The organism is Granulicella aggregans, assembly GCF_025685565.1.
GTDB classification, from domain to species: Bacteria; Acidobacteriota; Terriglobia; order Terriglobales; family Acidobacteriaceae; genus Edaphobacter; species Edaphobacter aggregans_B.
Genome location: NZ_JAGSYE010000001.1, coordinates 1,501,341 through 1,527,646, shown reverse-complemented (window position 1 = coordinate 1,527,646; position 26,306 = coordinate 1,501,341). Strand labels below are relative to the sequence as shown.

Sequence of the window (26,306 nt, the reverse complement as noted above, 5' to 3'; positions counted from 1 at the left end):
TATACCGCTTCGCGTTGTTAAGGATTAGGTATGGGGTTTCAGAGGCCAAAGAAGCGGGAGCCGGTAGGCGAGGCGGGATTGTTTGAGTACGCCGTAGGCACGCTGGCGCGGAAGATGCGAACGGTGCGCGATCTGCGGCGGCTGATGCGGAACCGCGCCGAGGAAGGTGAGGCGGGCGAGGCGGCAATGGACGCGGTGGTGGCTCGGCTGATCGATCTCAAATACTTGTCGGACGACCGGTTTGCGGCGGACTACACGCGGCTGCGCAAGGAGAACCAGAAGTTCGGCAAGCGACGGGTGCAGCAGGACCTGGCTCAGAAGGGGATATCGAAGGAGCTGGTCGCTTCGACGATTGCGACGGCGTATGAGGATGTCGATGAGGTAGCGCTGGCCCGGGCTTATTGCGAAAAGAAACGGATGAAGCAGCCTTCGGGCGCGGACGCGCAGAAGGAGACGGTGCGGGTGATGAACCGGCTGATGCGGGCGGGGTTCAGCTCTACGGCGATCTTCAAGCTGTTGAGGAGCTGGAAGGTGGAGGTGCCGGTGGAGGAGGAGTTTGAGGATGATCTGCCGCAGTTTTAGAGGTTGCGAACGAAGGGCTAGTCCTTGGCGATAGGGTCCCAGATCCGGCGATGAAGCTGCCAGATATGGGTTACCCGGCCGAGAATATCTTCCTGAGCGTCTTACGTTCCCAACCATGGCCAAAAGCGAGCCATGGATGGGGCACCCGAGCGTCGTTACGGCAACTTTAAACGCGCAGTATTACAGCGCGCGGACGAGGCGGCCGGGGAGGGAGAAGAGGGCGCCGATGAGGTCGAAGACGCCTTCGAAGACGATGCCGACAAGGCGGAAGGGTAGCAGGATGAGCCAGATCAGCGGATAGAGAACCACAGCCAGCAGGGCGAGCGGCCAGCAGAAGACGATCAGGATGCAGAAGAGTAACAGTTTGAGCACGGGAACTCCTTCGTGATGGAGATACGTGGCCGGGGGCGCTGCGGTTCCAGCTTAGCTCACTTCCCTACTCGGCGAGCAGGTCATAGTTGTAGTTCAGGACGAGGCGCTTGGGCGGGTTGGGCAGTTTGCCGAGGTTGACCGTCTGCTCGATCGAGTTAGAGCCTTTGATGGGCATGTGGCCGAGGAAGATCGTCTTCTTCTCGTCAAGCTCGATGTAGATGGGGACGGACATCTCGAACTCTGAAGAGACTTTGGACTGGGTGAGCTTGAAGTGGGCGATGGTGTCGCCGTCTTTGGTCTCGAAGCTGGAGGTGAGGTCGTACTTCGGGACCTCGGTGCCGTAGACGTAGGCGTTGAAGAACCAGTCGAGCTTGTGGTTGTGGTCGATGTCCATGGAAGCGGTCATGTGGCGCTCCATGACGGCCTTGAAGTCTTCGGTGGTGGCGGGCTGGTTGCGGTAGGAGTTGACGAAGTCCTGCATGGCGGCCTTGAAGGGCTTTTCGCCCATCTGCGGGGTGTAGAACTGCATCTCCAGCATGTGCAGGATGAAGGCGCCCTTGGGGTAGACGAGGTTGGTGTAGACGTTGCCGGTGCGGGTGTTGCTGACGAGGGCGCCCATGGTGACGGGGCCGGCGTCGACGGGGCGAAAGCCCATGACGTTCTTCTCGAGCAGGCGGCGATGGAGCAGCGCCCAGAAGTCCATGTACTCCTTGCTGGTTTTGTTGGTCTGCAAGAGAAAGATCGAGGCGGAGAAGTTGGCGAAGCCCTCACTCATCCACTGGTCGCGGTAGCTGGCGAAGCCGACGGTCTGACCCCACCACTGGTGGGCGACCTCGTGGGCGGTGACGACCTTCCAGTAGCTGGGGTCGCCGTCGAGGACGCCGATCTGGTGCTGGATGGTGGAGTCCCAGAAGTAGCAGATGGGGAGATAGACGAGGGTGGGCCAGCTCTGGCCGTAGTTGCAGGCGGTCTGCTGGGTGAGCGAGACGTGGTCGTAGGGGAGCGGGCCAAAGAAGTCGGTGTAGATCTGGATGGCGGCGTCGCCCTCGGAGGTGGCGCGCTTGAGCATGCCGGTGGTCGAAAGGGTGCCTACGGCCATGCCGGAGTTTGCGAGGCCGTGGTAGTTGTCGGCGAGGCCGGTGTTCGCGTAGCTGATGACCTGGAGGTCCTTATTGCGCTCGCTGGTGCTGGTCTGGAAGGCTCCAAGGTTGAATCCGGCGACGGCGAGCGGGGTCATGCTCTGCCAGACTGCGAGTTGCTGCTTGCCGTCGGTCTTTTCGGTGATGCGGTTGCCGGTGGCGACGACCTCGACCGTCTTCGGCGTGTGGAAGGTCATGGTGTAGAAGGCGTAGTTGCCGAACTCACCGCGCATGTTGGGGTACCAGTTCTCGCGGGCGACTAGGAAGTAGTTATCGTTTCCCATGTCGAGGACGGCTTCCTTGCCGGAGTAGGTGGTGGTGAGCTGGATGCTCTCGCCGCTTTTGAGCGGCTTTTGGAGAACAATGGCGAAGTCCGCGTCGCGGAGTTTGTCTTCCTGGATGAAATCAAGGGCCTCGCCGTTTGGGCCCCAGACACCGCTGACACGAAGGGTTGGGAAGAGTTCGAGGGGAAGGACGGAGACGCCGTCCTTTGCCGCGGTGATGGCGGTGACAGCGGTGGCGGTAAGCTTGCCGTTGCGCTCGATGGTGGCGTCTATGGTCTGCTGGGTGGTACGGAAGGGGATGTTGTTGGAGGGACGCGGGAGCTTGCGCTGGGCGTCCGACGGGAAGCCGAGGGCGATGTCGTAGGTGCCGTCGGCGGAGGTGAGCAGGGCGACCTCTTCGGGGGCGACGCCGATTGCGCCGTGGGAATCGACCATGTAGATTAGGCGCTTGGAGAAGAGCGGTCCCTTCATCTCGGCGACGAAGAACGAGCCTTTGCTTTGTGACGTGGTGCCGGGCGCGGGCATGTCTTCGAGCAGGCGGGCTTCGAGGTCGTACTTGAGGTCGTGGCGGAAGAGCGTGCGCATCTCCTCGCCTTGACCGGCTGCGTTGCCGGAGCCGGGGGCGGTGCCTTTCGATCCCTTGAGGAGTTCGGCCGCAGTTGCGTCGGTGAAGGCGAAGACGGCACTGGTGAAGTGCTGGTCGAGGACGTCGGTCTTCATGACGTTCTTGAGCTGGCGACGCTCGATGGCGTCGGGCGGGACGAGATGGATGGAGCCTTCGCCGAGAAAGACCGCTCCGGTGGTGATGCCGCTTACCGGGCCGTAGAGGTAGACGGTGCCGGAGTCTAGGGTGAAGACGGCGGCGTCGCGCTGAAAGGAGAAGTGGCTGACAGTGAAGGCTTCGCCGTTGACCGTGCGGAGGCGTAGGGACTGGTAGACGCTGCTTGCGTTGGGGGCGTGGGCTGGGTCGAGCTTTTCGGGTACCTTGAGGGGCGGTGGTGGAGGGTTTTTAACGGGTTGGTCAGGGCGACGGGCGAGTTCGGGCTGCTTGGCTGGTTGTTGGGCGGGGGCTGCCGCAACGCCGAGCAGGGGTAGGAGGAGAGCGACAGAGAGATTTCGTACCCGGGGAAGGGCGCAGGCTCGCCTTGCTCGGCAGATGAAGAGATTCATGGAAGTACGCCGAGTATCCCATTGCTGGTTTGAAGGCGCAATGGGAATCTGGCGGGGGCGAGGCTGAAAGGTTTGGGCGGTGTCGGCGGTCCCGGGGTCCTTCGACTGCGCTGCGCTCCGCTCGGGATGACAGATTTTTTGGGGGGGATGATGCAGTGGCAGACCCACCCATGGCCAAAGGCGAGCCATGGGTGGGGCACCCGCACCCGATTTTGTGGTCGAAATTCTCTAGAAGTGGAAGATGATGTCGGTCGCGAAGGTGAGGGCTTGTGTCTTGCCGAGGCCCGTTGGAATGATCGCCTTGGGGCCGTTGAGGGTGACGCTTTCGAGGTTGGCGATCGCGGCTCCGGGGGAGATGTTGAGGGCGGTGACGCCGTACTTAGCGAAGGCGTGGGTGTAGCTCACCTCCGGGCGGAAGGTGATGGTCGAGCCGGCCCAGAAGTTGAAGCCGACCATGTGCTCCTCGTAGTACGCGGGGGTGCCGGTGCGCTGGCCCTTGATGTCGTCGACGACTTCGTTGCGGATGTTGAGCGAGGCCTGGTTCTTCCAGAAGCTGTGCTCGACGTAGTTGGTGATGGCCCACTCGGGAGCGAAGCAGCGGGTGGACTGCTTCGCTGCCGGGAGACGAGGGTCCTGGCAGACTGCGCCGAAGTTCAGGTTCACGCCGCCGCCGGTGATCTCGGGGTAAGGCGTTGCGGCGGAGTTTGCGTAGAGGCCGCCGCTGTCGTACCAGTACATATTGGGTACGTCTTTCATGTACTGGTACCAGGCCTCGGTGTCGGTGTGCCAGGTGGGGCTGATGCGGTGGTACCAGGTCTCGTAGAAGGCGGTGAGGTTGTTGTAGGCGTACTTGCCATCGTTGATGGAGTTATCGCAGCTATTGAGGGCGTCGCCGCCGTTCGACCAGGTGTAGGTGATGCAGGCGTTGCCGGTGAGCTTGGCGTCGGTGGTCCAGGGCGCGGTGTCGCAGCCGGGAGAGACTCCGCCCTGCACCGTCCAGTGGTCGTTGAGCTTCACGGTCGCGTTCACGCCAACCTGGGTGTAGCAATCCACGGTGTAGAGGATGGAGTGCGAATAGGTGTAGTTATTCGGAGCGAGTTGGGCTTCGATATCCGGTAGCGAGACGTAGCGGCCGACACGGACGGTCATGCCCTTGGCGACCTTTGGGAAGTAGCCCTCCAGATAGAACATGACGGGGTCGAAACCGTACTGGGAGTTCTTGAGGAGAAGCTGCTGGCTGAGGATGCCGTGCGAGGTAGTGAAGCGGTAGTCGGTGCCGTAGAGCAGGGTGAGGCGATAACCCCAGTCGAAGTGATCGGTCTGGGCCGTGTTCTCAAGCCTTTCGAAGTAGAGGACGGCCTGATCGAGCTGGACGGTGTTGGCGTACACGTCGTAGGCGGAGGGGAAGTTCGAGAGGATGCCCTTGCTGGCGTTGCTTTTATTGTTGGTCGAGCCGTTGGCACCGATCTCAATGAAGCCGTAGATCTTGTTGACTCCCTTGTTCTGGTTGATGGCCTGCATGAGCGGATAGGTCTGACCGTCGGGGACCCCGATGGTGACGGTTCCGCCGATCGGCCAGTCGGAGGCGGGGAACGGCGGTGAAGAGAGCGGGCCGGGGGTTCCACGACGGTCCTTTTGAGGGACGGCAGTGGTGGGGCCGTGACCGGCCCAGTCGGCAAGATAGGCGCGACCGAGGCGGTGGAAGAAGCCGTTATCGGGTGTGGAGGTTGGGGTGCCGTCGGCGTTTAGTGCAGCAGCCGTAGTGGCAGGTGTATCGAAAGCGAATGTGGCGGCACTGGCGGGGAGAGCGATCAGGCTGGGCGCAAGCAACAGCGGCGCAACGGAGCGGCAAAGCTTGGAGATGATGCGGTTCATGGGGCCTCATAGCCGGTCGATCTCTCGACCGGCTAAAGGCGAGTGTAGGCAGTGAAGCATAAAGACTGCGTAGGATCGTCATAAAGAAGTCGTAAGTGAGGAGGTTGAGCGATTTGAGTGGACCGGAGCGGGTAGTGGCGATCGACTGGTCGGGGCGGGTGGACGCGGCCGGGCAGCGGCGGCATATCTGGGCTGGGGTTTGGACGGCGGCGTCTGCTGGGAAGAACGGTAAGGAGAGCGTTGTGCTGGAGGCGGGACGGACGCGGGAGGTGCTGATCGAGTGGCTGATCCAGCTAGCGCGGGAGACGCCGCGGATGGTGGTGGGGATCGACTGCTGCTTCAGCTATCCAGCGTGGTTTCTGAAGGAGCATCGTTGCCGGACGGTCTTCGAGCTATGGAAGAAGGTCGCCGACGGCAAGGGTGAAGAGTGGCTGCACCGCGACTGCGCGGACGACCGGTTCTGGGGCAAGGCGGGGTCGCGGCGGCATGGAAGGCGGCCGGAGGAGTTTTGCGGGGCGGGGTTGATGCGGATGATGCGGTTCACGGATGTCGACAACAAGATCACGCCGAAGCTGCTGATGGAGGAGCCGGAGCGGGCGGCGGCGGTGCTGGGGATCACGCCGAAGTCTCCGTTTCAGATCGGCGGGGCGGGGAGCGTGGGGACGGGCTCGCTTAGGGCGATGCCGCTGCTGCTGAAGCTGCGGGAGGCTGGGTTCCGGACGTGGCCATTTGAGGCGGCGCAGCTTGGAGAGGACGCGCCGATGCCGCTATTGGTGGAGATGTATACACGGCTGCTGACCGGGGCGGTGAAGAAGAGCAACGCCGAGGCGCGGAAGGCTTATCTGGAGGAGCGGCGAAAGGCGGATGCAGCGTTTGCCGGGATATCGCGGAAGGTGCTGGCAGCGGCGGAGGGCAGCGAGGACGGCTTCGATGCGCTGGTGTGCATGGTGGAGATGGTGCGCTGGCGGGCCGAGTTCCCGGGGCTGAAGGATACCGGGGACAAGACGCTGCGGCTCGAAGGGATTACGTGGCGACCGGGAGTATCTGGCCGCCAGCAGCAGCTCTCCCAGTAAAGTTCAATCCCTTTCTGCTGAGAGAACCGCAGCGGGCAACCTCTTGTGTGCAGCGCCATCCTAGATAAGATTAGCGTGCACTGAGTCAATAACCTCGCAGGGATTTATTGCCAGATCTACGTGCAATTGTGTTATTTGTTACAGGCGCGTAAATCGCATTCCCTATTTCACGCAACATGGAGTGGCACCTTGGGCCTGATCTCTTCACTACCCCTCCGATCGACGCATCGATTCGTATTCATCCTTGGCACCGCGCTTGCGATTGGCTCCTCCTCCAGTGCCCAAGTCGTCGTTGCCCCACCGCCGACGGTCGGGTCCGCCAATCCGGTAAGTCCGGAGCCTACTGTGACTCGGCCAACGACGACGCCGTGCAAGGTACAGTTGTTCAGCAACACCACCTTCAATAGCGCGACCAGCCAGACTTTTACCTACACGCCTCCGTCAGCTTGCCCCGGCCCTTGGGCAAAGGTCGTGTTTACGGCCGACTTCACGGTTGCGGCCGGAGCCCAGACAGAACGCAACACTGAGTTCTTTCTTGGGAACGCCACGCTCTTCCGCGGTACGACAGCGATTCCATCCGCGACTCTGAGCCCGTCGTGGCACGTCGAGGGAGATGTGACGGACCTGTCGGCCCTGCTGAATGCGTCGCAGACCGTGGTGGCCGCTTCGAACATCGTTGTGGACTCGACCAACACCAGCCCGCTTTATGCGAGCGCCGAGCTGGACTTCTATCCGACGGACTCGAAAGCGAACCTAGCGGCAACGGTGCCAGACCAGGTTATCCCGATCGTCGCCAGCTCCGGCAACCCGGTGCAGTCCTTTACGACGAGCAATCCGCTGACCGTCAGCGTGACGTTGCCTAAAAACACGACGCAGCTTTACCTCGACGTGATCGCGCAGCCGGACGAGTTCTGGTGGCTTTCGACGCCAAACGCGCAGGTTGCTCCGTTGATCAGAGGTGGGAACGGGAACGGGACTGCGCTGCGCGAGTTGGATGTGACGATCGACGGCAAGCCCGCCGGGATCGCGCCCAATCACCCGTATGTCTTTGCCGGAGGGATCGACCCGTACCTTTGGCGACCGATTCCGGCCTCGCAGGCGCTTCATCTGATGCCTTACCGGATCAACCTGACGCCGTTTGCCGGAGTGCTTGCGGATGGTGCCGCGCATACCTTCGTGATCAACGACATCAACACAATTGGCAGCGCCACCGTGAGCGCGGACCTGTTGGTCTACACCGACCATGGCCAGGCGACTACGACCGGTCTCTTGAGCACTGACACGCTGACGGTGAATCCGGGCACCAGCGTCAACTCCTCGGTGAACCTGGATGCGAACGGCAACGGCAATGCCTCGGTGACCGAGTCGCTGCAGCGGAGCTTCTCGATCTCGGGCTTCGTGAATACCTCGGCTGGACGCATTATCACGACGGTTGCGGGGACGGTGAACTTTGAGAACTCCCAGCAGTTGACCAACCTGAACACGCCGGTGCAAAACGTCGTCCTGGACAATCTGACTTCGACGTTGGATTCGACGGTCACGACGGTCAGCCCGACCGGTACGACGACGGCCGCATACCACACGGAAAATCCGCTACAGGCCTTTATCACCTACACCCAGAACACGGACGGCACCTACGCGCAGACGACCACGGCGACAGTGAACGATGTGGACAACCAGCTTGGGCCGGGGACGTTCAGTTCCAACGCTTCGGAGTCAGTGATGGCGACTGACTCGCTGGCTTACGACTCAAGCCAGAACCTAACCGGGCACAGCGGGGCGTCGTCGACGGGAACGTACCAGTCGAGCGATTCGCTGGGCAACAGCTACTCGAGCACGCTGACCTCGGTGAACAATGTGCTGACCGGAGCGACGACCAACGCCAGCTCGACCGGGTCGACGCTGTTTGTGACCGCGAGTGCCACGACGGTGGCACAGGGTGGGAGCGTTACTTTGACGGCCACGGCCGTTCCGTTCAACAGCACGCTGATCCCGACGGGGCGGGTCACGTTCTTCGCGAATGGCGGGGAGTTGGCCATCCTTTCGCTCTCGCAGGGGACGGTGAGCGTGCCGATCAACTTTACGCACGTGGGAGCGAACGTCATCACGGCGACCTATGTTGGGGACTCGAACTTTATCCCTGAGGCGTCGATGAATCCGCTGACGGTGACGGTGACGCCGGTGGCGGGATCGTTCACGGTTGGGCCGGCATCGCCGACGGCTGTGAGCGTGAACGCAGGCAGCACCGGGCTGGTTTCGGTACCGGTCACTTCGGGAGCGACGTTTGGCGGCGTGGTGGCGCTGACGTGTTCGGGAGCGCCTTCTGGAGCTACGTGCCTGGTCAACCCGACCTCGGTTACGCTGGTGCCGAGCACCAGCACGGCGATCTCTACGCAGACGGTCTCGGTGGTGCTGACGACCACGGCGGCGAGCGCGGAGAACCGTGTGCCCTCGTTCCCGAGTTCGACTGCGGGAGGGTTGGGCGGGGTCGCTGTGGCGGGGCTGTTCTTCATCTTCCTGCCACGGAAACGGAGCAAGAGCTGGAAGTCGATGACGCTGACGGCGCTGGCGGTTTGCGCGCTGGGGCTGAGTTCGATGGTTGCGCTGACGGGCTGCGGATCGGGGAGCAACAAGGCTCCGGCGCAGACGGGAACGCCTTCGGGGACGTACACCATCACCGTGACCGGGACATCGGGGACGCTGACGTCTTCGACTACATTCTCGTTGACTGTGAACTAAGGCAACAAAGACAGATGCGGCCCGGGAGAGTGATCTCCCGGGCCGTTTTTGCTTCGACGGCGCAGGAGTTAGAGGCTCAGGCTGGCCATTTCGAAGTCTGGGGCAAACGGGTTCACGAAGTTGACGCCGCCGAGTTCCCGGCTGGTCTGGAAGTCTTCGGTGATGAGGGTGGTGCAGCCTGCGCGTTTTGCTGTGGCCCACATGAGCGCATCGAAGAACGGGATGTTGTGTGTCTGGTGCGCTGTCATCGCCTCCACCAAATCCTCCTGACTCGACGGCATGACGTCCATGGCTCGAAGAAGAGTTGCCACAATTCGAGCGGCTTCAGTGGGCCCTAGAAGTCGCTTCTTTGCGACCGCCGCGTAACTCATTCAAGCATTGGAGTGGAACCGAACCAGCAGAGGACAACCGATTGACGATCTCGTTCGCTATGGCATGCTTTCGAGCATCTCTCACATCGATTGAATAGATCAAAATGTTGGTATCGAAGGTGACTCGACTATTCGCCATCCGAGCCACGCTCGTAGAGTTCTTCCCTACCGTTCCAGACGATGCCAAGATCGTAGCCCTTGTCCATGATCGCCTTCAGCTCCTCGATCGCGGCGAGACGATCAGCGGTCATGGCTACGGGAGCTTCGGGAAAGGGGATGATTTGGGCTACGGGGCGTTCGCCGCGGAGGATTGTGATGCTCTCGCCCGCTTCAGCTTCGCTGACTAGGGTGGCTAGTTGTCCGTCGTCGGTTAGCTGAACCTGGCGCATGGCGGTTGCTCCTGTAGGGATTGTAGTCCGGCGTGGGCGCGTGGCCGCTGATAAACTTCACGCATATGCATTACAAGTCCGGCAGCCAGATTCGTGAAGATTTTCTGCGGTTTTTTGAGACTAAGACCCATCGGCGGGTGCACTCGTCCTCGCTGGTGCCACAGAACGACCCGACCCTGTTGTTCACCAACGCGGGGATGAACCAGTTCAAGGACGTCTTCCTGGGGGCGGAGCGGCGCGAGTACTCGCGGGCGGCGACCTCGCAGAAGTGCGTGCGCGCGGGGGGCAAGCATAACGATCTCGAAAACGTGGGCTTCACGCGGCGGCACCATACCTTCTTCGAGATGCTGGGGAACTTCAGCTTCGGCGACTACTTCAAGCGCGAGGCGATTGCGTATGCGTGGGAGCTGCTGACCTCGCCGCAGTGGTTTGGGATCGATCCGGCTCGGCTGTATGTGACCATCTTTGAGGGCGACGCGAGCGTCCCGAGAGACGACGAGGCGGAGCAGCTTTGGATCGAGACGGGCGTGCCGAAGGACCGGATCTTCGAGATGTCCGCGAAGGACAACTTCTGGCAGATGGGCGAGACCGGACCTTGCGGGCCTTGTTCGGAGATCTTTTACGACCTTGGGATCGAGGCGAGCGAGACGGGAGAGGACAAGCCGTTTCCGCACGACGACCAGAGGTATGTCGAGATCTGGAACCTGGTGTTCATGCAGTTCGACCGCACGATAACTCCTGAAGGGCCGCATCTGACTCCGCTGCCTAAGCCTTCGATCGATACGGGCATGGGGTTGGAGCGGGTCGCTGCGGTGCTGCAGGGAGTCCTTTCGAACTACCAGACGGACTTGTTTACGCCGTTGATCGCGCGGGCTGCTGAGCTGACGGGGTTCTCCGGGCTGACTACGGCTGAGGCGAGTGTAAGCGACGCGAAGGGTGCGGCTTCGCTGAGGATCATTGCGGATCATGCCCGGGCGGCTACCTTCCTTATATCCGACGGGGTGCTTCCGGCGAACGAGGGGCGCGGGTATGTGCTGCGGAAGATTTTACGGCGCGGGATCCGGCATGGAAGACTGTTGGGGCAGGAGCAGCCGTTCATGCACGAGATGGTGCTCGCGGTGCGGGATGAAATGCAGGTAGCTTATCCGGAGCTTGTAGAGACTGCTCCTCGCATTGCGAAGGTGGTGCTGGCAGAGGAAGAGCAGTTTGCCCGGGTGCTCACTAATGGAAGCAAACTGTTGAATGAGAATATCGCTGAAAAGCAGAACTTAGCCGCAGAAAGCGACGAACAGATTCTTGGGCCTTTCCGCGTAGATATCGATCCTTCGGAACAAGAAGCAATTGTAAAAAGGGATCGAGCGCAAGCCAATATCTTCGAAGGCGTTATCGCTTTCAGCCTCTACGAAACTTTCGGTCTTCCAAAAGACTTCATCGCCGACGCCGTCAGAGATGCGGGCTTGATCTTCGACGACGCTGGCTTCGAAGCGGCCAAAGAAGAAGAGCAACAGCGCGCTCGGGCTTCGTGGAAGGGTGGGTCGCAGAAGTCGGCTTCGCCGGCGTTTCGGGAGCTGCCGAAGACCGAGTTTGAAGGGTATACGGCGCTGCGGGTCGATGGGGCGAAGGTGCTGGCGCTGGTCAAGGATGGCGTTGGCGTTCCGGTGCTGGCGGCGGGTGAGAGTGGCGAAGCCGTCCTGGATGTGACCAGCTTCTATGCGGACTCGGGCGGGCAGGTGGGCGATGTGGGGTGGCTTTATGCAAGCGATCACCATACGGTGATCGCAGATGTGTCCGGGGCGACCAAGCCGGTGCAGGGCGTCTTTGCGCATCGGATCGTGGCGAAACAGGCGATTGCGGTGGGCGATGTGGTGGACACCGTCGTCGACCGCGAGAACCGGCTAGCGACGGAGCGGAACCATACCGGGACGCACCTGCTCCACGCGGCGCTGCGGCAGGTGCTGGGGACGCATGTGAAGCAGGCGGGATCACTGAATGACCCGTCGCGGCTGCGGTTTGACTTTTCGCACTTTGCGCAGATCGCGGAGCCGGAGCTGCGGGAGATTGAGTCGATCGTGAACGAGCAGGTGCTCGGGAACACAAAGGTGGAGACGCTGGTGGATGTGCCCATCGATGTCGCCGTGAATGAGCTGGGGGCGATGGCGCTGTTTGGCGAGAAGTACGGCGACAAGGTACGGGTGGTGAAGATTGGCGATTTTTCGGTCGAGCTGTGCGGCGGAACGCATACCGGGGCGACGGGCGAGATTGGGCTGATCAAGATCACCGGGGAGAGCTCGGTTTCGAGCGGCGTGAGGCGGGTCGAGGCGATCTCGGGGACGGGAGCGCTGGGCGAGTTCCGGCGCGGCTTTGAGCTTTCACGCGTGGTGGGGCAGCTTACCGGCGGCGGCGATGTGGACGCGCTGCGGCATAAGATCTCCGCGCAGGACGAGGAGCTGAAGAAGCTGAAGCGCGAGCTCGACCAGCTACGGATGAAGGCGGCTTCGGCTTCGATGTCGGATGCTGCCGGTTCGGCTGTCGACGTGAAGGGCGTGAAAGTATTGGCTCAGAGAGTCGATTCGCTGGATAAGGCGCAGATGCGGGACCTGGTGGATCAACTGCGTGGGAAGTTGGGGTCGGGCGTCGTGGTGCTGGGCGCTGCTTCTGAAGGGAAGGTTACGTTGATTGTGGGCGTGACCAAGGACCTTACCGGGAAGCTGCAGGCGGGGAAGATCGTCGGGCACCTGGCGGGGATCGTCGGCGGAAGAGGCGGTGGACGGCCGGATCTGGCGGAGGCGGGTGGATCGGAGCCGGGGAAGCTGGATGAGGCGTTGAAGGCGGCGGCGGAGTTTGTGGGGGCGTCACTGTAGACCCGTGGCTTGGCCCCACATCTGGCGATGAAGCTGCCAGATATGGGGCACCCCGGCTGTTCAGGCTTTTTACGTCCCACCCATGGTCAAGGGCGAGCCATGGATGGGCACCCGATGCCTTGGCGGCAGTTCGAGCGAAATGCGGGGGTCTCTCCACTGCGCTTCGCTTCGGTCGAGATGACGAATCCGAGCGGGAGAAGATTTGGGAACCGTGGGTTGTTACCGGGTGTACCCCAACTGAAATGTAAACGGGCTATCGGCTGTCGCCGCTTAAACTAGGCTGGCGGGTGCTTTGGCGATTTGACGACTTTCTCTCCATCTCGGTGCCTTATGGGCTCGTACAGGCGTTCGGGCCGGACTTTGCCAGTCGCGCTTACGGGCGGGCTTATGCTGGCTGCGGTGCTTTGCTCGGCTGCGTATGCGACTTCGCGGAGCATGCCTAAGCCGCCACGTGGAACTCCGTGGGAACAGGCGGAGCGGGGGCGGGAGGAGCTTGAATCGGTTCCCGCGGACCAGCGGACGCGGGCGGAGTTTACCGCCGCGATGGACCGGTTTCGGGCGATCTACCATGATGGGCCGGGCGATGTTCATGCTGCCGCGAGTGTCTATGCCGTGGCGGAGTTGCTGGCGGAGCAGGGCCGGGTGCTGCACGATACGAGGAGCCTGCAGGCGGCGGTGGGGCAGTATGAGTTTCTGCGGAAGCAGTATCCGGGGAGCAGCTTGCGGATTCCGGCTTTGCTGGCCGAAGGGCAGATTGAGGCAAACGATCTTGACGATAAGGCGGCAGCGAAGGATCACTATCGCGAGCTGCTGAAGCGGTATCCGCACAGCGAGCAGGCGGAGGAGGCCCGGGCGGGGCTTGAGAGTTTGAAGGCTCCGAAGGTTCGGACGGGGGCGAATGAGGCGGTGCTGTCGGCTGCTTCGGGCGCGGGTTCCAGTGGAAATCAGGCTGCGACGAAGGCGGAGGTTGCGAAGCCCGTTGCGCCGCACCACGAGAATTTACCGGCACGGGGACAGGCGGCGTCGATTCCTGAGGCCCCTGTGGGAACCGCCACAATCTCAAAGCAGAAGGATCCAGGGGAGCAGAAGAGCCGGGATCCGATTGATGAGGATGCGGCGATTCCTAGTCCTCTGGAGGGCGGCGGGTTGCCGGTCTCGGCGCGGCGACCGGGCGGTGGGGCACCGGAGACTCGCAAAGGACCGCTGGCGCAGGTGAAGGGCATACGGCACTGGTCTACGCCGACGTACACGCGGGTGGCGATCGATCTGGGCGAGGACGTAAAGTTTGAAGCGGCTCGGGTGCCGAATCCTGATCGGATTTACTTCGACCTGCATGGAAGCCGGCTGGCTCCGGAGTTGGTGGGAAAGAGCTTTTCGGTGACGGATGACGGTTTTTTGAAGAAGATCCGGGCAGCGCAGTTCTCCGACAACATGACGCGGGTGGTGCTGGATGTGAATGACGTGTCGGAGTATTCGGCGTTTTTACTGCCGAATCCTTACCGGCTGATCATCGACATTCATGGCGGAAGCAAGGCTACGACTCGGCGTGAGACGGCCCCGATGGAGACGGCGAAGGCTGGGAATGCGGCGGTTGTGGCTCCGGTGGCCGCGCCGACGATTTTGCCGCCGGCTGTGGCGGGAACGAGCTCGCTGCCGAGCATGCCGACAACCTCTGGACGGACGGGACCGAGTGTGCCAAATACCGTTGCGACAAAGGCGAACAATACGACTGAGGTCGCGGCGCTGAGCACGCAGCCGGACCGGGTTGAGGCGACGACTCGGCCTACCTCGAAGCCGATCTCGGAGGTGGTTACGGACCGGGCACCTGTTGCGTACGACTGGCCGCAGACGGCGGCGGCGCGGAAGCGATCCAAGACGAAGCCTGCGGACGGCGTGGCCGCCGGAGATGCGATTCCGGCGCGTCCGGCGGTGCCTACGGCGGACGGGTCGACCTCGCTGGTGCGGGCGCTGGGGCTGAAGATTGGGCGGATCGTGATCGATGCCGGGCATGGCGGGCACGACTCCGGGACGCTGGGCGCGGACGGCATCGAGGAGAAAGATGTCGTACTGGATGTAGCGCTGCGGCTGGGCAAGCTGCTGCATGAGCGGCTGGGCGCGGAGATCGTCTATACGCGGTCGGACGACACGTTTATTCCGCTGGAGACGCGGACGGCGATCGCGAACAAGGCACAGGCTGACCTGTTTATTTCCATTCATGCGAACTCTTCGCCGGACGCTTCGGCGCGCGGGGTGGAGACGTATTACCTGAACTTCACAAGCTCCCCGGACGCGCTGCAGACGGCGGCTCGAGAGAATGCGGTCTCGAACCAGTCGATCCATCAGCTGAGCGACCTGGTGAAGAAGATCACGCTTAAGGACAAGATCGACGAGTCGCGGGAGTTTGCCTCAGACGTGGAGGACAGCTTGTACTCCGGGCTGAAGAAGGGCAACGACGGGCTGAAGAACCGTGGCGTGAAGAAGGCGCCGTTCGTGGTGCTGATTGGAGCGAATATGCCGTCGATCCTGGCGGAGATCTCGTTTGTGACGAATCCGCGGGATGCCGAGCAGCTACAGCGGCCCGAGTACCGCGAGCGCGTGGCGGAGAGCTTGTACCAGGGCGTGGCTCGGTATGAGTCGGGGCTGAGTGGGGTGAAGGCACCGACGCTAAGAGCTTCTATCGGATCGAAGTAGAGGTTACGCACCGCGCTTACCATCGTCGCTTGGTGGTAGTCTGACCGATGATATGGGTCTTTTATGCAAATCTGCGGCCTGCACTGCTGGGGTCTCCGCTGCTCTGTTAATTACTGTCTCACTGCATCCTTCTCGCCTGACGGCACAAGCTGCACCTTCGCCGGCGGCGGTGAAGATTGTGGAACCTGCGCCTCCGCTGCTGCCGAAGCAGTTTGGCAAGTGGCAGCAGGCGGCAGATTCCGGCGTTCCGCCGGCGGCCGACGACGCGACCACGCGGAGCGTCCTGTTCGAAGACGGGCTGTCGCGGACGGCGAACTCCAGCTACAAGCGTGAGGGCGGCGGGGAGACGGTCGCGATTAATGCTTTTCAGTTCGGCGATGCTACCGGGGCGTACTCGGCGTTCACCCTGCTGCGAACGCCGGAGTTCAAGCCGCTTCCTGAGTCGAAGGTAGGCGCAACGGCTGTCCAGAGGGGCGACACGGTACTGCTGTGGAGCGGCACCAGCGTTCTAATGGCGGAGTTTCACGGTGGCCACCGGGTGGCGGAGTTGAGCGACATGGTGTCGGATCTGCCGAAGATCGGCGGGACCAAGGGGCTGCCTCCGTTGCTGCCAACGACACTGCCTGCGAAGGGATTGCTGCCGGAGACGGTGAAGTATGCCTTGGGGTCTTCGGGGTATGAGGCGATGGGCGGGGTGCTGCCGGCTGGGATCATCGGGTTCGACAAGAGCGCCGAGGTGGTGACCGCGAAGTACGCGGGCAAGGGGACGCTGACGTTGCTGCTCTACCCAACGCCGCAGATTGCCGGAGCGCATGGACGGCAGATCGAGGCGGAGATGAACCGCCAAGGTGCGGCGGCAGGGACGGTGAAGCTGAAGCGGGACGGTGTCCTGGTGCTGCTGACGACCGGCAACTGGCAACCCGCAGACGCACAGCAACTGGTCGAAAATACCCACTTGAACCTGCAGGTGAGCTACGACAAGCCGATGCCGCTGGAGTTCCACGCCGAGATTCGCAAGACGGCGACGTTGCTGACGAGCATCGCGGAGCTGAGTGCCGCACTGATGCTGGCGGCGGTGGTGCTGGGACTGTTCTTTGGCGGCGGACGGGCGCTGATTCGGGTACTGCAAGGGAAGCCCGCGGCGACGGAGCCGGAGTTTTTGCGGATCGACTTGCGGGACCGGCCGGGCGATGGCGGGCGTATGAAGCCGCTGCGATAGAAGTTTCGCTTGCCGACGACTTATGGGATTGGCTTCGCGACTGAGGGTTGGTGTCGCCAGCGGTTGAAGTGTGCACCATTCATCGTGCAACCGGCGAGCTAATGCGCTCATTTCAATCAGGATTGGCTTGATGCAGCTCGCTATAAAGCGAATAAAATACGAAGAAAAACGGGATTGCCGGACGCGTTAACTCATTGAACAATAACGGCTTATTCCGCCAATCTTTTCGCCTTGACACGGTATTTCTCAAATCTTAGTATGCAGCCAGAAAGTTCTGATGGCTTTGCCTCCGTTGGAACTGTTCTCCCTGATGAAGAGGTCGCCCTGTTGCCGGGCGGCCTCTTCCTGTCTGCAGTGAAATGGGAACGCGAATTGCGTGCGGGAGAGGTTCCCGGTAGACTAAAGGAGCGCAGGGTGTGAAGGCGGATTCTTCTTTGGGCCTCAGACTTTCAAGCGCTTCCTGTATCAGGCCGATGTAGCTCAGTTGGTAGAGCAACTGATTCGTAATCAGTAGGTCAGCGGTTCAACTCCGCTCATCGGCTCCATAATTTCTTACATAAAATCAATAGCTTACGAAGCCGCCTCGCTTACGAGCGGTGGGGCTCCCGGTTGAATGTGCCGGATTTTGTGCCGGGGCTCCGCTTCGCCATTCTCTGCGGTTAGCCGGTAAAACACTGCGCTTACCGTCTCGGCTTCGGGTTTCACGTACTTTTGCGTGATAACAATGCTGGAATGGCCGGCAATTTTTGCCAACGCGAACACATCCCCCCGAGCCGCCGCAGCCAACCGAGTCAGGGCGGTATGCCGGAGGACATAGGGCACGAAAGGTTTGACCTGCGAACTTTTCAGCGCCACTAGGTGTTGACGCTTGGCGGTTTGGACTTCGAGGTGGCCGTCCTTGCTATTGGTAGGGAAAACAAACCCCTCCGTAGGCGATCCCTGAGCCTTTAGGCGCGCATTGAGGAGATCGGTGACCCTTGGGGTAGTAGGTAGGGTCCGCCGTGCGGCTTTGCTCTTGCCATCCATGATCTTGATGAAGCCGCTCCCATCCTCAGCCAGTGAGACGCATTCCCATCGAAGAACAAACACTTCCCCCGGTCGGGCGCCTTCGTCAAGCATGATGGTCGCGGCGTCTCTCCACGGCTGCGGACAGTGAGCGAGATACTGTGCTGTTTCCCGTTCGCTCAGTACACGTTCTCTTTGCACCTCCCCCGTAGCGAGTGCGACTTTCACCGGCTTCTCGATCACGCCCCAGCTATAAGCTAGGTTCACCGCTCGTCTCAGAGTTCGTAGCCCCATGTTGATGCCAGACGCGGATAGCCGGTCGTTCTCGGAGGCAAAGCGCCCAACGTGCTCCCCCGTCAGTTCGTCGAGCCGAACACCGCTGATGTTTGACCTCTCAAGCATCCTTGCACCCTGGCGGTAGTACTGCACAGACTTCGATTTGGCCTTGAGCGCCACCTCAACATGCGGGAGGAACCTGTCTGCAAGAAACTGCGCCAAGGTTGGCATCGACCGGGCTCGGCCCCACTGATTCGCACACTTTGGAGCGCAGAACGTGTTCTCGCCATGACGGAGAGCTTTCTCAGCATTGAAGAGTCTCTCGCACTCGTGACAGGTTTCGACTTGAGAACATCCGAGTCGGTCCCGCGCCTCGTCTTTGTCTTTGGCCAGTTTTGCAAGCCGGGTGCGATGGGCGGATTCCATTGCTCGGGCTGTCTTATCGTTAGTTTGCTTCGTGGACTCCCGAACTTCGAAGCCTTCGAAAGTGAAACGGTACCAGTAAAAGCGCCCGCGCTTATAGATCATTTTCCACCCCTGTGCTTGGTATCGTTGCTCCCTTACCCCTGTTTTCGCGCCACCACTTTAGGGCGTGTTGCCGCTGGAACCAACTCACACAATCGCCCGATTCACAGATTCTCTGCGTTCGCCGTCTTCGGATGAAGTACGGCGCAGGACACTCGGGATTGAGACAGACGCCCGTCTTGCCGGCCCCGTGATCGCGAATGAAGAGCAGACAGATGAACGTCCAGAGGTTGGGCGCGACAATTGAAACCGCACTGTTATGGGGCGAGAGTGCCAATGTCAAGCCGCGTGATGCTTCAGACTGAATGACCACAACGGCGTCTTCGTCGCTGGTCTCCCAAGCAAACTGCAACAAGCCGGGGCTATGGTCGACGGCAAGGCCCGCCAAGAAATCCCTTCCGAAACGCTTGTCTGCAACGAGCGCACTGGTGGGCCTGATGCGAGGTTCAACCGACTCGCGGATTGCTCCCTTGTTGGAGACATTCGCGAGGAAACCGTACTTCTTGATGAATCCAATCATCGCCGCCTGATCCGGTAGATTTTCATTGGCAGACGTGTCCGGGTGCGACATCGGCAGGTTGGCGAATGCGCGATGCGGGGGAACCTTCCACTTGGAAGGATTTGCGGGGACATCTGTGAGAGCACCGGTGAGCACGTAACTGTGCAGGCCTCCAGTGATGCCGTGTACGTCCGACACTTTTAACTGGGTAGGCATCCTCCAATCGGCGTAAATCACCGTGCGAAGTTCGTAAGGGGCCGACGCCCCTTGCGCGCCAGCACTAGAGGTCTTCGACTGCTTTGGTTTCACGACCCCGCCTTTAGCCTTTCTTTCCCCACGACCTAAAGCTATAGTCAGAGAAGGCTCGATGTCAACTACTACGCAGAACTAAAGGGATGGCAATGGACAATTTCGATTTGCTCACAGTGGGCGAGGCAAGCGCCTTGCTTCGACTTAAGGTGTCGACGGTTAGGGCTTGGCTTCTGAAGAGACGGGTCCCGTTTGTTAAGCTGGGAGGCCGGGTATTTCTCAAGCGAAGTGATTGCATTGCCCTGGTTGAGGCAGGGCATATCGCGGCTGTACCGGCAACTGGAAAGGCTGGTGCAGCATGAGAACCCCCAAAGTTCAGATCGACGTATTGGAGGCCCTGCAATCACAAATCAGACGGAATTCAGAGTTGCGGAAGACTGCACGCCCGAGTCCCAGTTACATAAAACTGACAGCCCCAATCCCGAAAATCTCCCCCGCCATCAAGCACCTCTACGATATGTCCAAAGACTGGACCCAAGTCCGCCGCGAGATTGAAAAGGTAGTCCGTAAACTGGAGAGAGAGAGCAGGCGAATAGAACAAGTTCCGCGCCTAAGGGCTTACGGCGGGGACGCCCCTGCCCCGCCTAGCACCTTAACAACTTGCGGCCAACCTACATCACAAGGAACGGTCTAAACCTGCTATCGCGCAGCCGCTTGACATAAGGCAATGCGACTTCTAACAGCCATTCCTCAACCGCGTGGTCACAGGTTATTCCTGGCTCAAGGTGGGTTATGCCCCACATCAGCGCATCGTTGTAGCACTCGATGATGTCTTTTCGGGTTATCTCCGCGAAGCCGGCCAGTAGGTTATGGTTTTCGACGGTCAGTTCAGACTCGTGTAGGGTCATACATCCTCCTTGATGATGAAAGGAGATTAACCCGGCCCAACTCACATGTCAACGTCGTATTTTATAACTCAAATGAGTTTTATTGGAAAATTTATTTGTCTATTTTATGGACACTTACAAGTGTCTTATTTTCAATGCTTTGAATTATGGCTGCGGGTTTAGATACCCCAGTTTTCCACAGGATTTGCAGAGATGGGCACTACCAAACGATTTTTTGAATCGTATATCCCCTACAGAGGACAAATGAGATCAGACGCTATCAAGAACGTGCCGCTGCTTGTCTACATCAACCCCGTAGCCAAGACCGAACTCCGTCGCCGCTCTGCTGAAACAGGCGCATCCGTCGGCTTCTTAGTTCGCCGCATCCTCGCTGACGCCCTGAACCCGGCCTAGAAAGCCGAAGTACCCACCCAGCCCCGCCACCCGGCGGCGATATCTTCGTTGTACCCTCCCCCGAATGAAAATTAGAGATCAAGACCCTTCATTGGCCGCCATGTGGCGCGCCACCAGTCGCGCTTCAATGCCGATCCGTCACGTATCCGCCGATGAGTGGGACGCGCTCATGGCGCGTGCAGAGGCCGGACCCGTCGTCCTCGCAAACTCTTCCACGAGGGCGGCTAAATGACGGCACCGTCCAGCCTGAACGAAATCGGAATAACCGTCGGCAGTGCCCCCTCGGGAGGCTTCCGCGTCCGCTGCGAAAGATGCGAGCCCTTCTGGTATCGTCCTTACTCGACTCGGGAGGAATGGCTTCCATCTGCCTTTGACCGCACGTGCGATGGCCTTCGCGAACACCTTAAGAAAGCACACGGGGTTGTCGTCAGCCTCAACGAGATTGCCCGACTGGCCGCAGCCGGCGCCGGAATTCCGAATCCACGCTCGCCCTTCAATCACGACCGTAAAGCTCCAAGAACCCTATAGGCACAGGCTTGAGAACCCTCTCCCCGGTTTTCGCCGCTCGCCCAACCTTCGCCGCTCTGCACCATCCTCCCGCTTCACCCACCGCACCACCAACCCCACCCAAGTAAGGAAGTCCATGTCAAAACTCCGCGCCAATGCCGCCCTCATTTTGCTTATCACGTACACGAACCAGACTGAAGACCGCCAACTCACCGACCTGTTGCTTGCCGCGAGCGGGAATCCTGACTTCGACCTTCCGTTTGAGGTCCATTCGCCGCTAGAGACGACCGAGCTTGAGTTCAGGCCTCTTTAGCGCTTCGGATCAGGCTGTCGAATGTTTATTTTTCGACAGCCTAGGGAGCCCGTGGCTGCGTTCGTGGCCTTTGTTTGATAGCTGGCCATCTTGCTATCTGCCTTCCTGCGAAGGCCTGTCGAACACTCGCGAGTTCACGCAGCGCGCACCCTATTGACCGTTTTTAGAGATTCAAATCCCATTGAATTAGCCAGTAGCAATTCAGTGGAGAACCCACGAGACTATGCACACCAAGATCATCCAGCAAATTGAGACCCTGTTGACCGACGCCGAGAAGTCGCGGAGTTGGGGCAACGTCGAAATAGATATCCGTGACGGCAAGGCCGTCCTCATCCGCACAACACGCCAAATCAAAATCCAAGACGAGGACACCCCCGCCAATGCACGCCACAGTCGATAACGTTTTTGATTTTGGCTTTGAAGGCGACCCTGCTATTGAAGACTTCTCGGTCGCGACCCAGGACCACGCCCCGGAAGACGAGATTGCGCGCACCGTTCGAGAATTGTTTCCGGAGCCCGGACCGTTGGAACTTCGAGGGAAGAAACGTACCGGGGAGGTTGGCAGCGGCGTGTACTCGAACCGCTCCGAGTTCGTTCGAAAGGCGCGGGCTCTCAGTTGGGATGTTGACGTAGAAGCGGTATGGGTTGGATTACAGACCCTACGACCCGACTATCCGCTAGCAGCATTTACGTGGCGTGGCGTGGCGCCTAAAGACTTGGACATCGTATCTTGGCGGTTCATTTTTCTGGACATCGATCCGATAAAGGGCTCCGGAGCCTCCGCATCTGACGAAGAAAAGCGCAGTGCCTTATCTGATGCGCGAGTCATAAAGGATCTGCTCGAAACGCATCGCATTCCGTGCATCACCGCCGACTCCGGCAATGGCTGGCACTTACTCGTTCCATTCAGAGAGCCGCGTTCTCCGGAAACCGATTCGCTAGTTAAGCGTTTTGTCCAGGCGGTGGCTGCATTAGGTCGTCCCCATATCGAAGCCAGTGAGGTGGACACGACCGTGTCTAATCCAGGGCGGGTGTGCAAGCTCTATGGAAGTTTGACCCGCAAAGGCGAGGATGGGAACCGCTGGCGAGCCTCGAAGCTCAGAACAGTCACGACTAAGGTCGCAACCACTGGCGATTTGTCCCGTCTCATCGAGGCATCAAACATCGTCGACCCCGTCATACAAAGAGACGCGATCAGAGCCGACGGCTTAGACCTTTCTGATAGCGACATCGAAGACTTCTTGGGCGCCTACGGGATCTCTCACGAACGTCGACAGCCTTTCCAAGGTGGGTCGAAATGGATCTTGCACGCTTGCCCAATCGGAAGCCATGACAAGCCGGGGAGCAAGACGATGGTCTCGCTGACTTCCCACGGTATCGGTTTCAAGTGTCAGGCCGCGAAGTGTGCTGGCGTCACTTGGAAGGACTTCCGCCATCACCTCGAAGAGACGACGGGCCAGAAGCACACCTTTGTGGCGAAGACTCAGTCCCACCCAAACGCGGGGTCAGCCTCGACCACGACCACACAGCAAAAATCTAGTCCTCGCCTGACGGTGGTGAGCATGTCAGACATTCGGGATGAAGCTATCCAGTGGCTTTGGAACGGCTTCATTCCTCGGGGAAAGCTAACCTTGCTGGCGGGGGCACCTGGAACCGCCAAGAGCACAATGACGATCAACTTTGCCGCAACGATATCGAATGGCGGCTTATGGCCTGACGGAACACGGTGTAAAGAGGCAGGAGACGTTATGCTTTGGTCGTCTGAAGACGGACTGGCGGACACGATCAAACCGCGTCTCGTTGCGGCGGGAGCGAACACGGACAGAGTATTCACCCCGACAAAGACAACAGAAAACGGTCGGGAGCGAATGTTTGACCCCGCCACAGACATCGACCTTGTCCGGCAGCATCTTGACGAAAAGCCCGGATGCAAAATGCTTATCATCGACCCCATTGTGTCAACTGTCTCAGGTGACATGCACCGCGCGAACGATGTCCGATCCGCTCTACAACCGGTCGTTGATCTGGCCAGCGCGTATAACGTTGCGGTCATCGGGATCACACACTTCGCAAAGAATAGCGGCGGGAGGAACACCGTTGATCGTGTCCTCGGCTCACAGGCGTTTGGCGCGTTTGCAAGGGTGGTGCTCGTTACGGCCAAGGATGAGGAGAACGGTGACTGCGTTCTGGCGAGGTCAAAATCGAACATCTCGCAAGATACCGGGGGGCATCGCTATCGGCTATCCGTCGTGACCTACGCAAAGGACGGGAAAGTTATCGAGACAACGAAGGTTGAATGGGGGGAGCAAATCGAAGGGAGTGCGCGAAACATACTGCTGTCGATTGAAGACCAAGACCAACCCCCAGCAACGAAGATCGACATGGCCCAAGACTTTCTCAGGCATCTCTTTTCCAAGATCCCCAAGATCGAGAGTAAGGCGGTTCTTCAGAAAGCGAAAGATATAGGAATCGGGGAATCCTCCGTCCGCAAAGCTGCCAAGAATCTGGGCGTACAGATGAAGAAGAGCGGATTAGGCGGTTGGATGTGGCATTCGCCAGAGAACTTGATGCTCGAAGATGATGATCCGATTTCCGGTGATAGTCGAACTTGATAATGATGTTGTTGACTCAACTTTATTATCATCTTCATGTTCTAAAGGACTTACAGCAACATCCCTTTACCAAGTTCGAAAATTCGAACCCTCACGCACTTGAACTTGATGAACTTGTTATTTTCGCCAAAGGCTATCAAGTTCGGAAGGTCGGTGCTCCAACAAATGGACTGCATCGGGGTGGGTTGCCTGACTTCATGCCCTCGCCGATTTGCGGCCAAATGCGTGATCCATTTTTCGATTTTCAGTTTTCGGCACGAGCTAGCACGCGGCTGACCTGGATTGCACTCCACTCCCCGCCTCTTGCCGTTGGTATAGCCCGCTCGTTGAGTTCGTGAGCGATGCCGTGCAGGGACGTAGCGCCGGCAGCCTTGATCGAAGCAATGATGGGCAGCAGGTCTAACGCTCGCTTCGACGCCGTGGCACCTCTGACCTTAGCGCTCAGGCGGTTCCCTCTACGGTGGTTGAGCTTGTGATCCCCACGCCGCCCGCCGAGCACCGTACCGCGCGCCTTTGCAGCAGCAAGCGCAGCTTTTGTCCTAGTGGAGATCATCTCTGCCTCATGCTCCGCAACCGCAGCAAGGATATGCACCGTGAGGCGGTTGGCAGTGGGGAAGTCGACGGCAACGAAGTCCACTTTTGACTCCATTAGGGATGAAATGAAGTTCACGTTACGAGCGAGACGATCCAGCTTGGCGATGACCAACGTCGCTTTGTGAAGGCGACAGAGGCCAAGTGCCTGCTCTAGCTGCGGCCTGTCGTTACGCTTGCCGGTTTCGACTTCTGTCAGTTCTGACAGGAGATTCCACGGCCCTCCATTCAAGTACTGGTGGACGGCTTGCCGTTGAGCCTCTAGTCCGAGGCCTGATATTCCCTGCCGTTTCGTTGATACGCGGTAGTAGGCGACAAACTTGCCTTCCATAACTGTCTCCGTCGCGCATAACATTTACAGCAATGCACGTAGAAGCAAATGTAACAGCAGTCTCCAGCCTGTCAAGAACTATTTGCTTCCATCCTTCCTGCAACGTTTGATTGCCCCTCGCAGGGTTCGGTAGTCGCCGTCGCGAGGCCTTGAAGCCGGATGCTCGCCAGTCACAGACGCGGGGGCATTTATGGGTGGTTGCTGTGCCGGTTGACGCCGATTCTACCTAGGGTGAAAAGGGGGTCAGGCTGTCTTTTTAACCCCGCCCCGGCCCTACCCCTTGCACTCCCCGGTTTGGACTTGTATCGCCACGCGACCGGGCCACTCCTTTCGCAAAGCCACCCCACCTCTCGAAAAAAATATTGCAAAAATTTGGCACTCCACCACCCCGTGAGCATGCCTCTTTCCGCCCCGCCACTGCCTCCGAAACGCCCTTATGAGAAATCCGAGCCCTGAGCACTTTTACCGCAGAATTTTAGCCGATCCGAGATGCTCCCAAGCCGCCCGCCTGGAAGCTCTAAGAGCGCTGGATCGTCCACCACTCGCCCTCTTGACCCGCGTACTTCGCGACACGTCGACACCCCAGAGATTGATGCGCGCCTGCGCCGAGGCCTACGCCTTGGAATGCCTCAGACGACAACACAAACCCGCCCCAAAGGAAAACGAATGAACCCCGAACACGTACAGAAGCTTCTCAATAGATCGCGACTGTCTCCAGTTGAGAGAGCAGCCCTAACCCCTGAGAAACCCAGCAGCAATCTAAGGGGCAAGCCACCGAAGGGATACGACCCTTCCAACGACGCAGAGTTCGAATCACTAGACGCCCGGTATGAGGAGATGTGCGCCGCGCATCCATATGGCGGTTCCGAGTTCAACCCTCTCTCAGATCTTTCTCAGACCCCGACGGGCAAGCTATGGCTCATCTGTTTCACCATACGTTTACTAGGCGGCAATGCTAATACAGCCAACGAAGACGCCCGGTGCCTCATGCCCGTTGTCGCGAACACCCGCAGTGCCGTCGTGCGACTGAAGGTGTCTTGCGCCCTCCGGTCGATCCTTCGCAACTCTTCGGAAACTCTCTCGCCCGATCTGACCGAAGCAGTATCCAAAGCGCTCGCTGAACCCGAGGTCTCCCGATGAGCGGTCTACACGGCCTCACAGCAGAGGAGATTCGAGCCCTCGACCCGAGTGAGCTTTCTCGTCGACTAAGGTGTCCACCCACCTCCACGACTGCGGTTCAGAAGCTCATCCGTCGGATGGACTACCTGATGTTCAACGGTAAGGAACCTCCCGAGGTGCTTGACACAGACGACGGGACGACAGGCCCGCTCA

At 59.8% G+C, this 26,306-nt stretch carries 21 protein-coding genes and 1 tRNA gene; 13 read left to right on the top strand and 9 right to left on the bottom strand.

The genetic code is table 11. The features are described from left to right. Positions 1-30 precede the first annotated feature (30 nt). Complete coding sequence (locus tag OHL18_RS06085) at positions 31-582, top strand: regulatory protein RecX (protein ID WP_263373930.1); 552 nt, start codon at positions 31-33, stop codon at positions 580-582. 180 nt (positions 583-762) lie between these two features. On the opposite strand, the gene OHL18_RS06080 is transcribed toward OHL18_RS06085, so the two are convergent. The 3 genes from OHL18_RS06080 to OHL18_RS06070 all read right to left on the bottom strand — a co-directional run bounded on the left by OHL18_RS06080 (position 763) and on the right by OHL18_RS06070 (position 5,422). After that, complete coding sequence (locus OHL18_RS06080) at positions 763-954, bottom strand: hypothetical protein (protein WP_263373929.1); 192 nt, start codon at positions 952-954, stop codon at positions 763-765. Between the two features lie 64 nt (positions 955-1,018). Next, a complete protein-coding gene (locus tag OHL18_RS06075; protein ID WP_263373928.1) occupies positions 1,019-3,547 on the bottom strand; it encodes a M1 family metallopeptidase in 2,529 nt (842 codons plus the stop codon). 228 nt (positions 3,548-3,775) lie between these two features. Further along, positions 3,776-5,422, bottom strand: coding sequence for a porin (locus OHL18_RS06070; protein ID WP_263373927.1), 1,647 nt, complete (start codon positions 5,420-5,422; stop codon positions 3,776-3,778). Positions 5,423-5,535: 113 nt separating this feature from the next. On the opposite strand from OHL18_RS06070, the gene OHL18_RS06065 reads away from it, so the two are divergent. After that, positions 5,536-6,495, top strand: a complete 960-nt coding sequence (locus tag OHL18_RS06065) for a hypothetical protein (RefSeq protein WP_263373926.1) — start codon at positions 5,536-5,538, stop codon at positions 6,493-6,495. 189 nt (positions 6,496-6,684) lie between these two features. Further along, positions 6,685-9,234: a peptide-N4-asparagine amidase gene (locus tag OHL18_RS06060; protein ID WP_263373925.1), complete on the top strand. Its 2,550-nt coding sequence runs from the start codon at positions 6,685-6,687 to the stop codon at positions 9,232-9,234. A 68-nt stretch (positions 9,235-9,302) separates the two neighbouring features. Here OHL18_RS06060 and OHL18_RS06055 read toward each other — a convergent pair whose 3' ends face one another. Together OHL18_RS06055 and OHL18_RS06050 are read right to left on the bottom strand one after the other, a co-directional pair. Further along, positions 9,303-9,605 carry a PIN domain-containing protein gene (locus OHL18_RS06055; protein WP_263373924.1) on the bottom strand — a complete coding sequence of 101 codons (303 nt, stop codon included), beginning with the start codon at positions 9,603-9,605 and terminating at the stop codon, positions 9,303-9,305. A gap of 128 nt (positions 9,606-9,733) precedes the next feature. Next, entirely contained in the window at positions 9,734-9,994 is a 261-nt protein-coding gene (locus OHL18_RS06050; RefSeq protein ID WP_263373923.1) for a type II toxin-antitoxin system Phd/YefM family antitoxin, read from the bottom strand. A gap of 65 nt (positions 9,995-10,059) precedes the next feature. Between OHL18_RS06050 and alaS the strand changes: the two genes are divergently transcribed. The 4 genes from alaS (at position 10,060) to OHL18_RS06030 (ending at position 17,310) form a co-directional block, all read left to right on the top strand. After that, a complete protein-coding gene (gene alaS / locus OHL18_RS06045) occupies positions 10,060-12,855 on the top strand; it encodes an alanine--tRNA ligase (protein WP_263373922.1) in 2,796 nt (931 codons plus the stop codon). Between the two features lie 435 nt (positions 12,856-13,290). Next, positions 13,291-15,546: an N-acetylmuramoyl-L-alanine amidase gene (locus OHL18_RS06040; RefSeq protein ID WP_263373921.1), complete on the top strand. Its 2,256-nt coding sequence runs from the start codon at positions 13,291-13,293 to the stop codon at positions 15,544-15,546. A 169-nt stretch (positions 15,547-15,715) separates the two neighbouring features. Further along, the gene (locus OHL18_RS06035; protein WP_263373920.1) at positions 15,716-16,765 is read left to right on the top strand and encodes a DUF6599 family protein; all 1,050 of its coding nucleotides are present in this window, start codon (positions 15,716-15,718) and stop codon (positions 16,763-16,765) included. A gap of 469 nt (positions 16,766-17,234) precedes the next feature. Next, positions 17,235-17,310, top strand: a tRNA-Thr gene (locus OHL18_RS06030). Positions 17,311-17,335: 25 nt separating this feature from the next. Here the strand turns inward: OHL18_RS06030 and OHL18_RS06025 are convergent. Together OHL18_RS06025 and OHL18_RS06020 are read right to left on the bottom strand one after the other, a co-directional pair. After that, positions 17,336-18,277, bottom strand: coding sequence for a tyrosine-type recombinase/integrase (locus OHL18_RS06025; protein ID WP_263373919.1), 942 nt, complete (start codon positions 18,275-18,277; stop codon positions 17,336-17,338). Between the two features lie 286 nt (positions 18,278-18,563). Continuing rightward, complete coding sequence (locus tag OHL18_RS06020) at positions 18,564-19,379, bottom strand: hypothetical protein (protein WP_263373918.1); 816 nt, start codon at positions 19,377-19,379, stop codon at positions 18,564-18,566. 86 nt (positions 19,380-19,465) lie between these two features. Between OHL18_RS06020 and OHL18_RS23230 the strand changes: the two genes are divergently transcribed. After that, a complete protein-coding gene (locus OHL18_RS23230) occupies positions 19,466-19,681 on the top strand; it encodes a helix-turn-helix domain-containing protein (RefSeq protein ID WP_396273990.1) in 216 nt (71 codons plus the stop codon). 309 nt (positions 19,682-19,990) lie between these two features. Here OHL18_RS23230 and OHL18_RS06015 read toward each other — a convergent pair whose 3' ends face one another. Next, entirely contained in the window at positions 19,991-20,227 is a 237-nt protein-coding gene (locus OHL18_RS06015; protein WP_263373917.1) for a hypothetical protein, read from the bottom strand. A 243-nt stretch (positions 20,228-20,470) separates the two neighbouring features. Here OHL18_RS06015 and OHL18_RS06010 point away from each other — a divergent pair, with 243 nt between their 5' ends. The 4 genes from OHL18_RS06010 to OHL18_RS05995 all read left to right on the top strand — a co-directional run bounded on the left by OHL18_RS06010 (position 20,471) and on the right by OHL18_RS05995 (position 24,052). Further along, positions 20,471-20,620, top strand: a complete 150-nt coding sequence (locus tag OHL18_RS06010) for a hypothetical protein (protein ID WP_263373916.1) — start codon at positions 20,471-20,473, stop codon at positions 20,618-20,620. Positions 20,621-21,263: 643 nt separating this feature from the next. After that, a complete protein-coding gene (locus OHL18_RS06005; protein WP_263373915.1) occupies positions 21,264-21,440 on the top strand; it encodes a hypothetical protein in 177 nt (58 codons plus the stop codon). 223 nt (positions 21,441-21,663) lie between these two features. Then, complete coding sequence (locus tag OHL18_RS06000; RefSeq protein ID WP_263373914.1) at positions 21,664-21,840, top strand: hypothetical protein; 177 nt, start codon at positions 21,664-21,666, stop codon at positions 21,838-21,840. Next, positions 21,821-24,052: an AAA family ATPase gene (locus OHL18_RS05995; protein ID WP_263373913.1), complete on the top strand. Its 2,232-nt coding sequence runs from the start codon at positions 21,821-21,823 to the stop codon at positions 24,050-24,052. The genes OHL18_RS06000 and OHL18_RS05995 overlap by 20 nt, the downstream gene beginning before the upstream one ends. Before the next feature lie 244 nt (positions 24,053-24,296). Here the strand turns inward: OHL18_RS05995 and OHL18_RS05990 are convergent, their stop codons facing one another. Continuing rightward, on the bottom strand, positions 24,297-24,974 hold the full coding sequence (locus OHL18_RS05990) for a recombinase family protein (RefSeq protein ID WP_263373912.1): 678 nt from the start codon (positions 24,972-24,974) through the stop codon (positions 24,297-24,299). A gap of 666 nt (positions 24,975-25,640) precedes the next feature. On the opposite strand from OHL18_RS05990, the gene OHL18_RS05985 reads away from it, so the two are divergent. Then, positions 25,641-26,114 (top strand): hypothetical protein, encoded by a 474-nt coding sequence (locus OHL18_RS05985; protein ID WP_263373911.1) that lies wholly within the window; start codon positions 25,641-25,643, stop codon positions 26,112-26,114. The last annotated feature ends 192 nt before the right edge of the window (positions 26,115-26,306 follow it).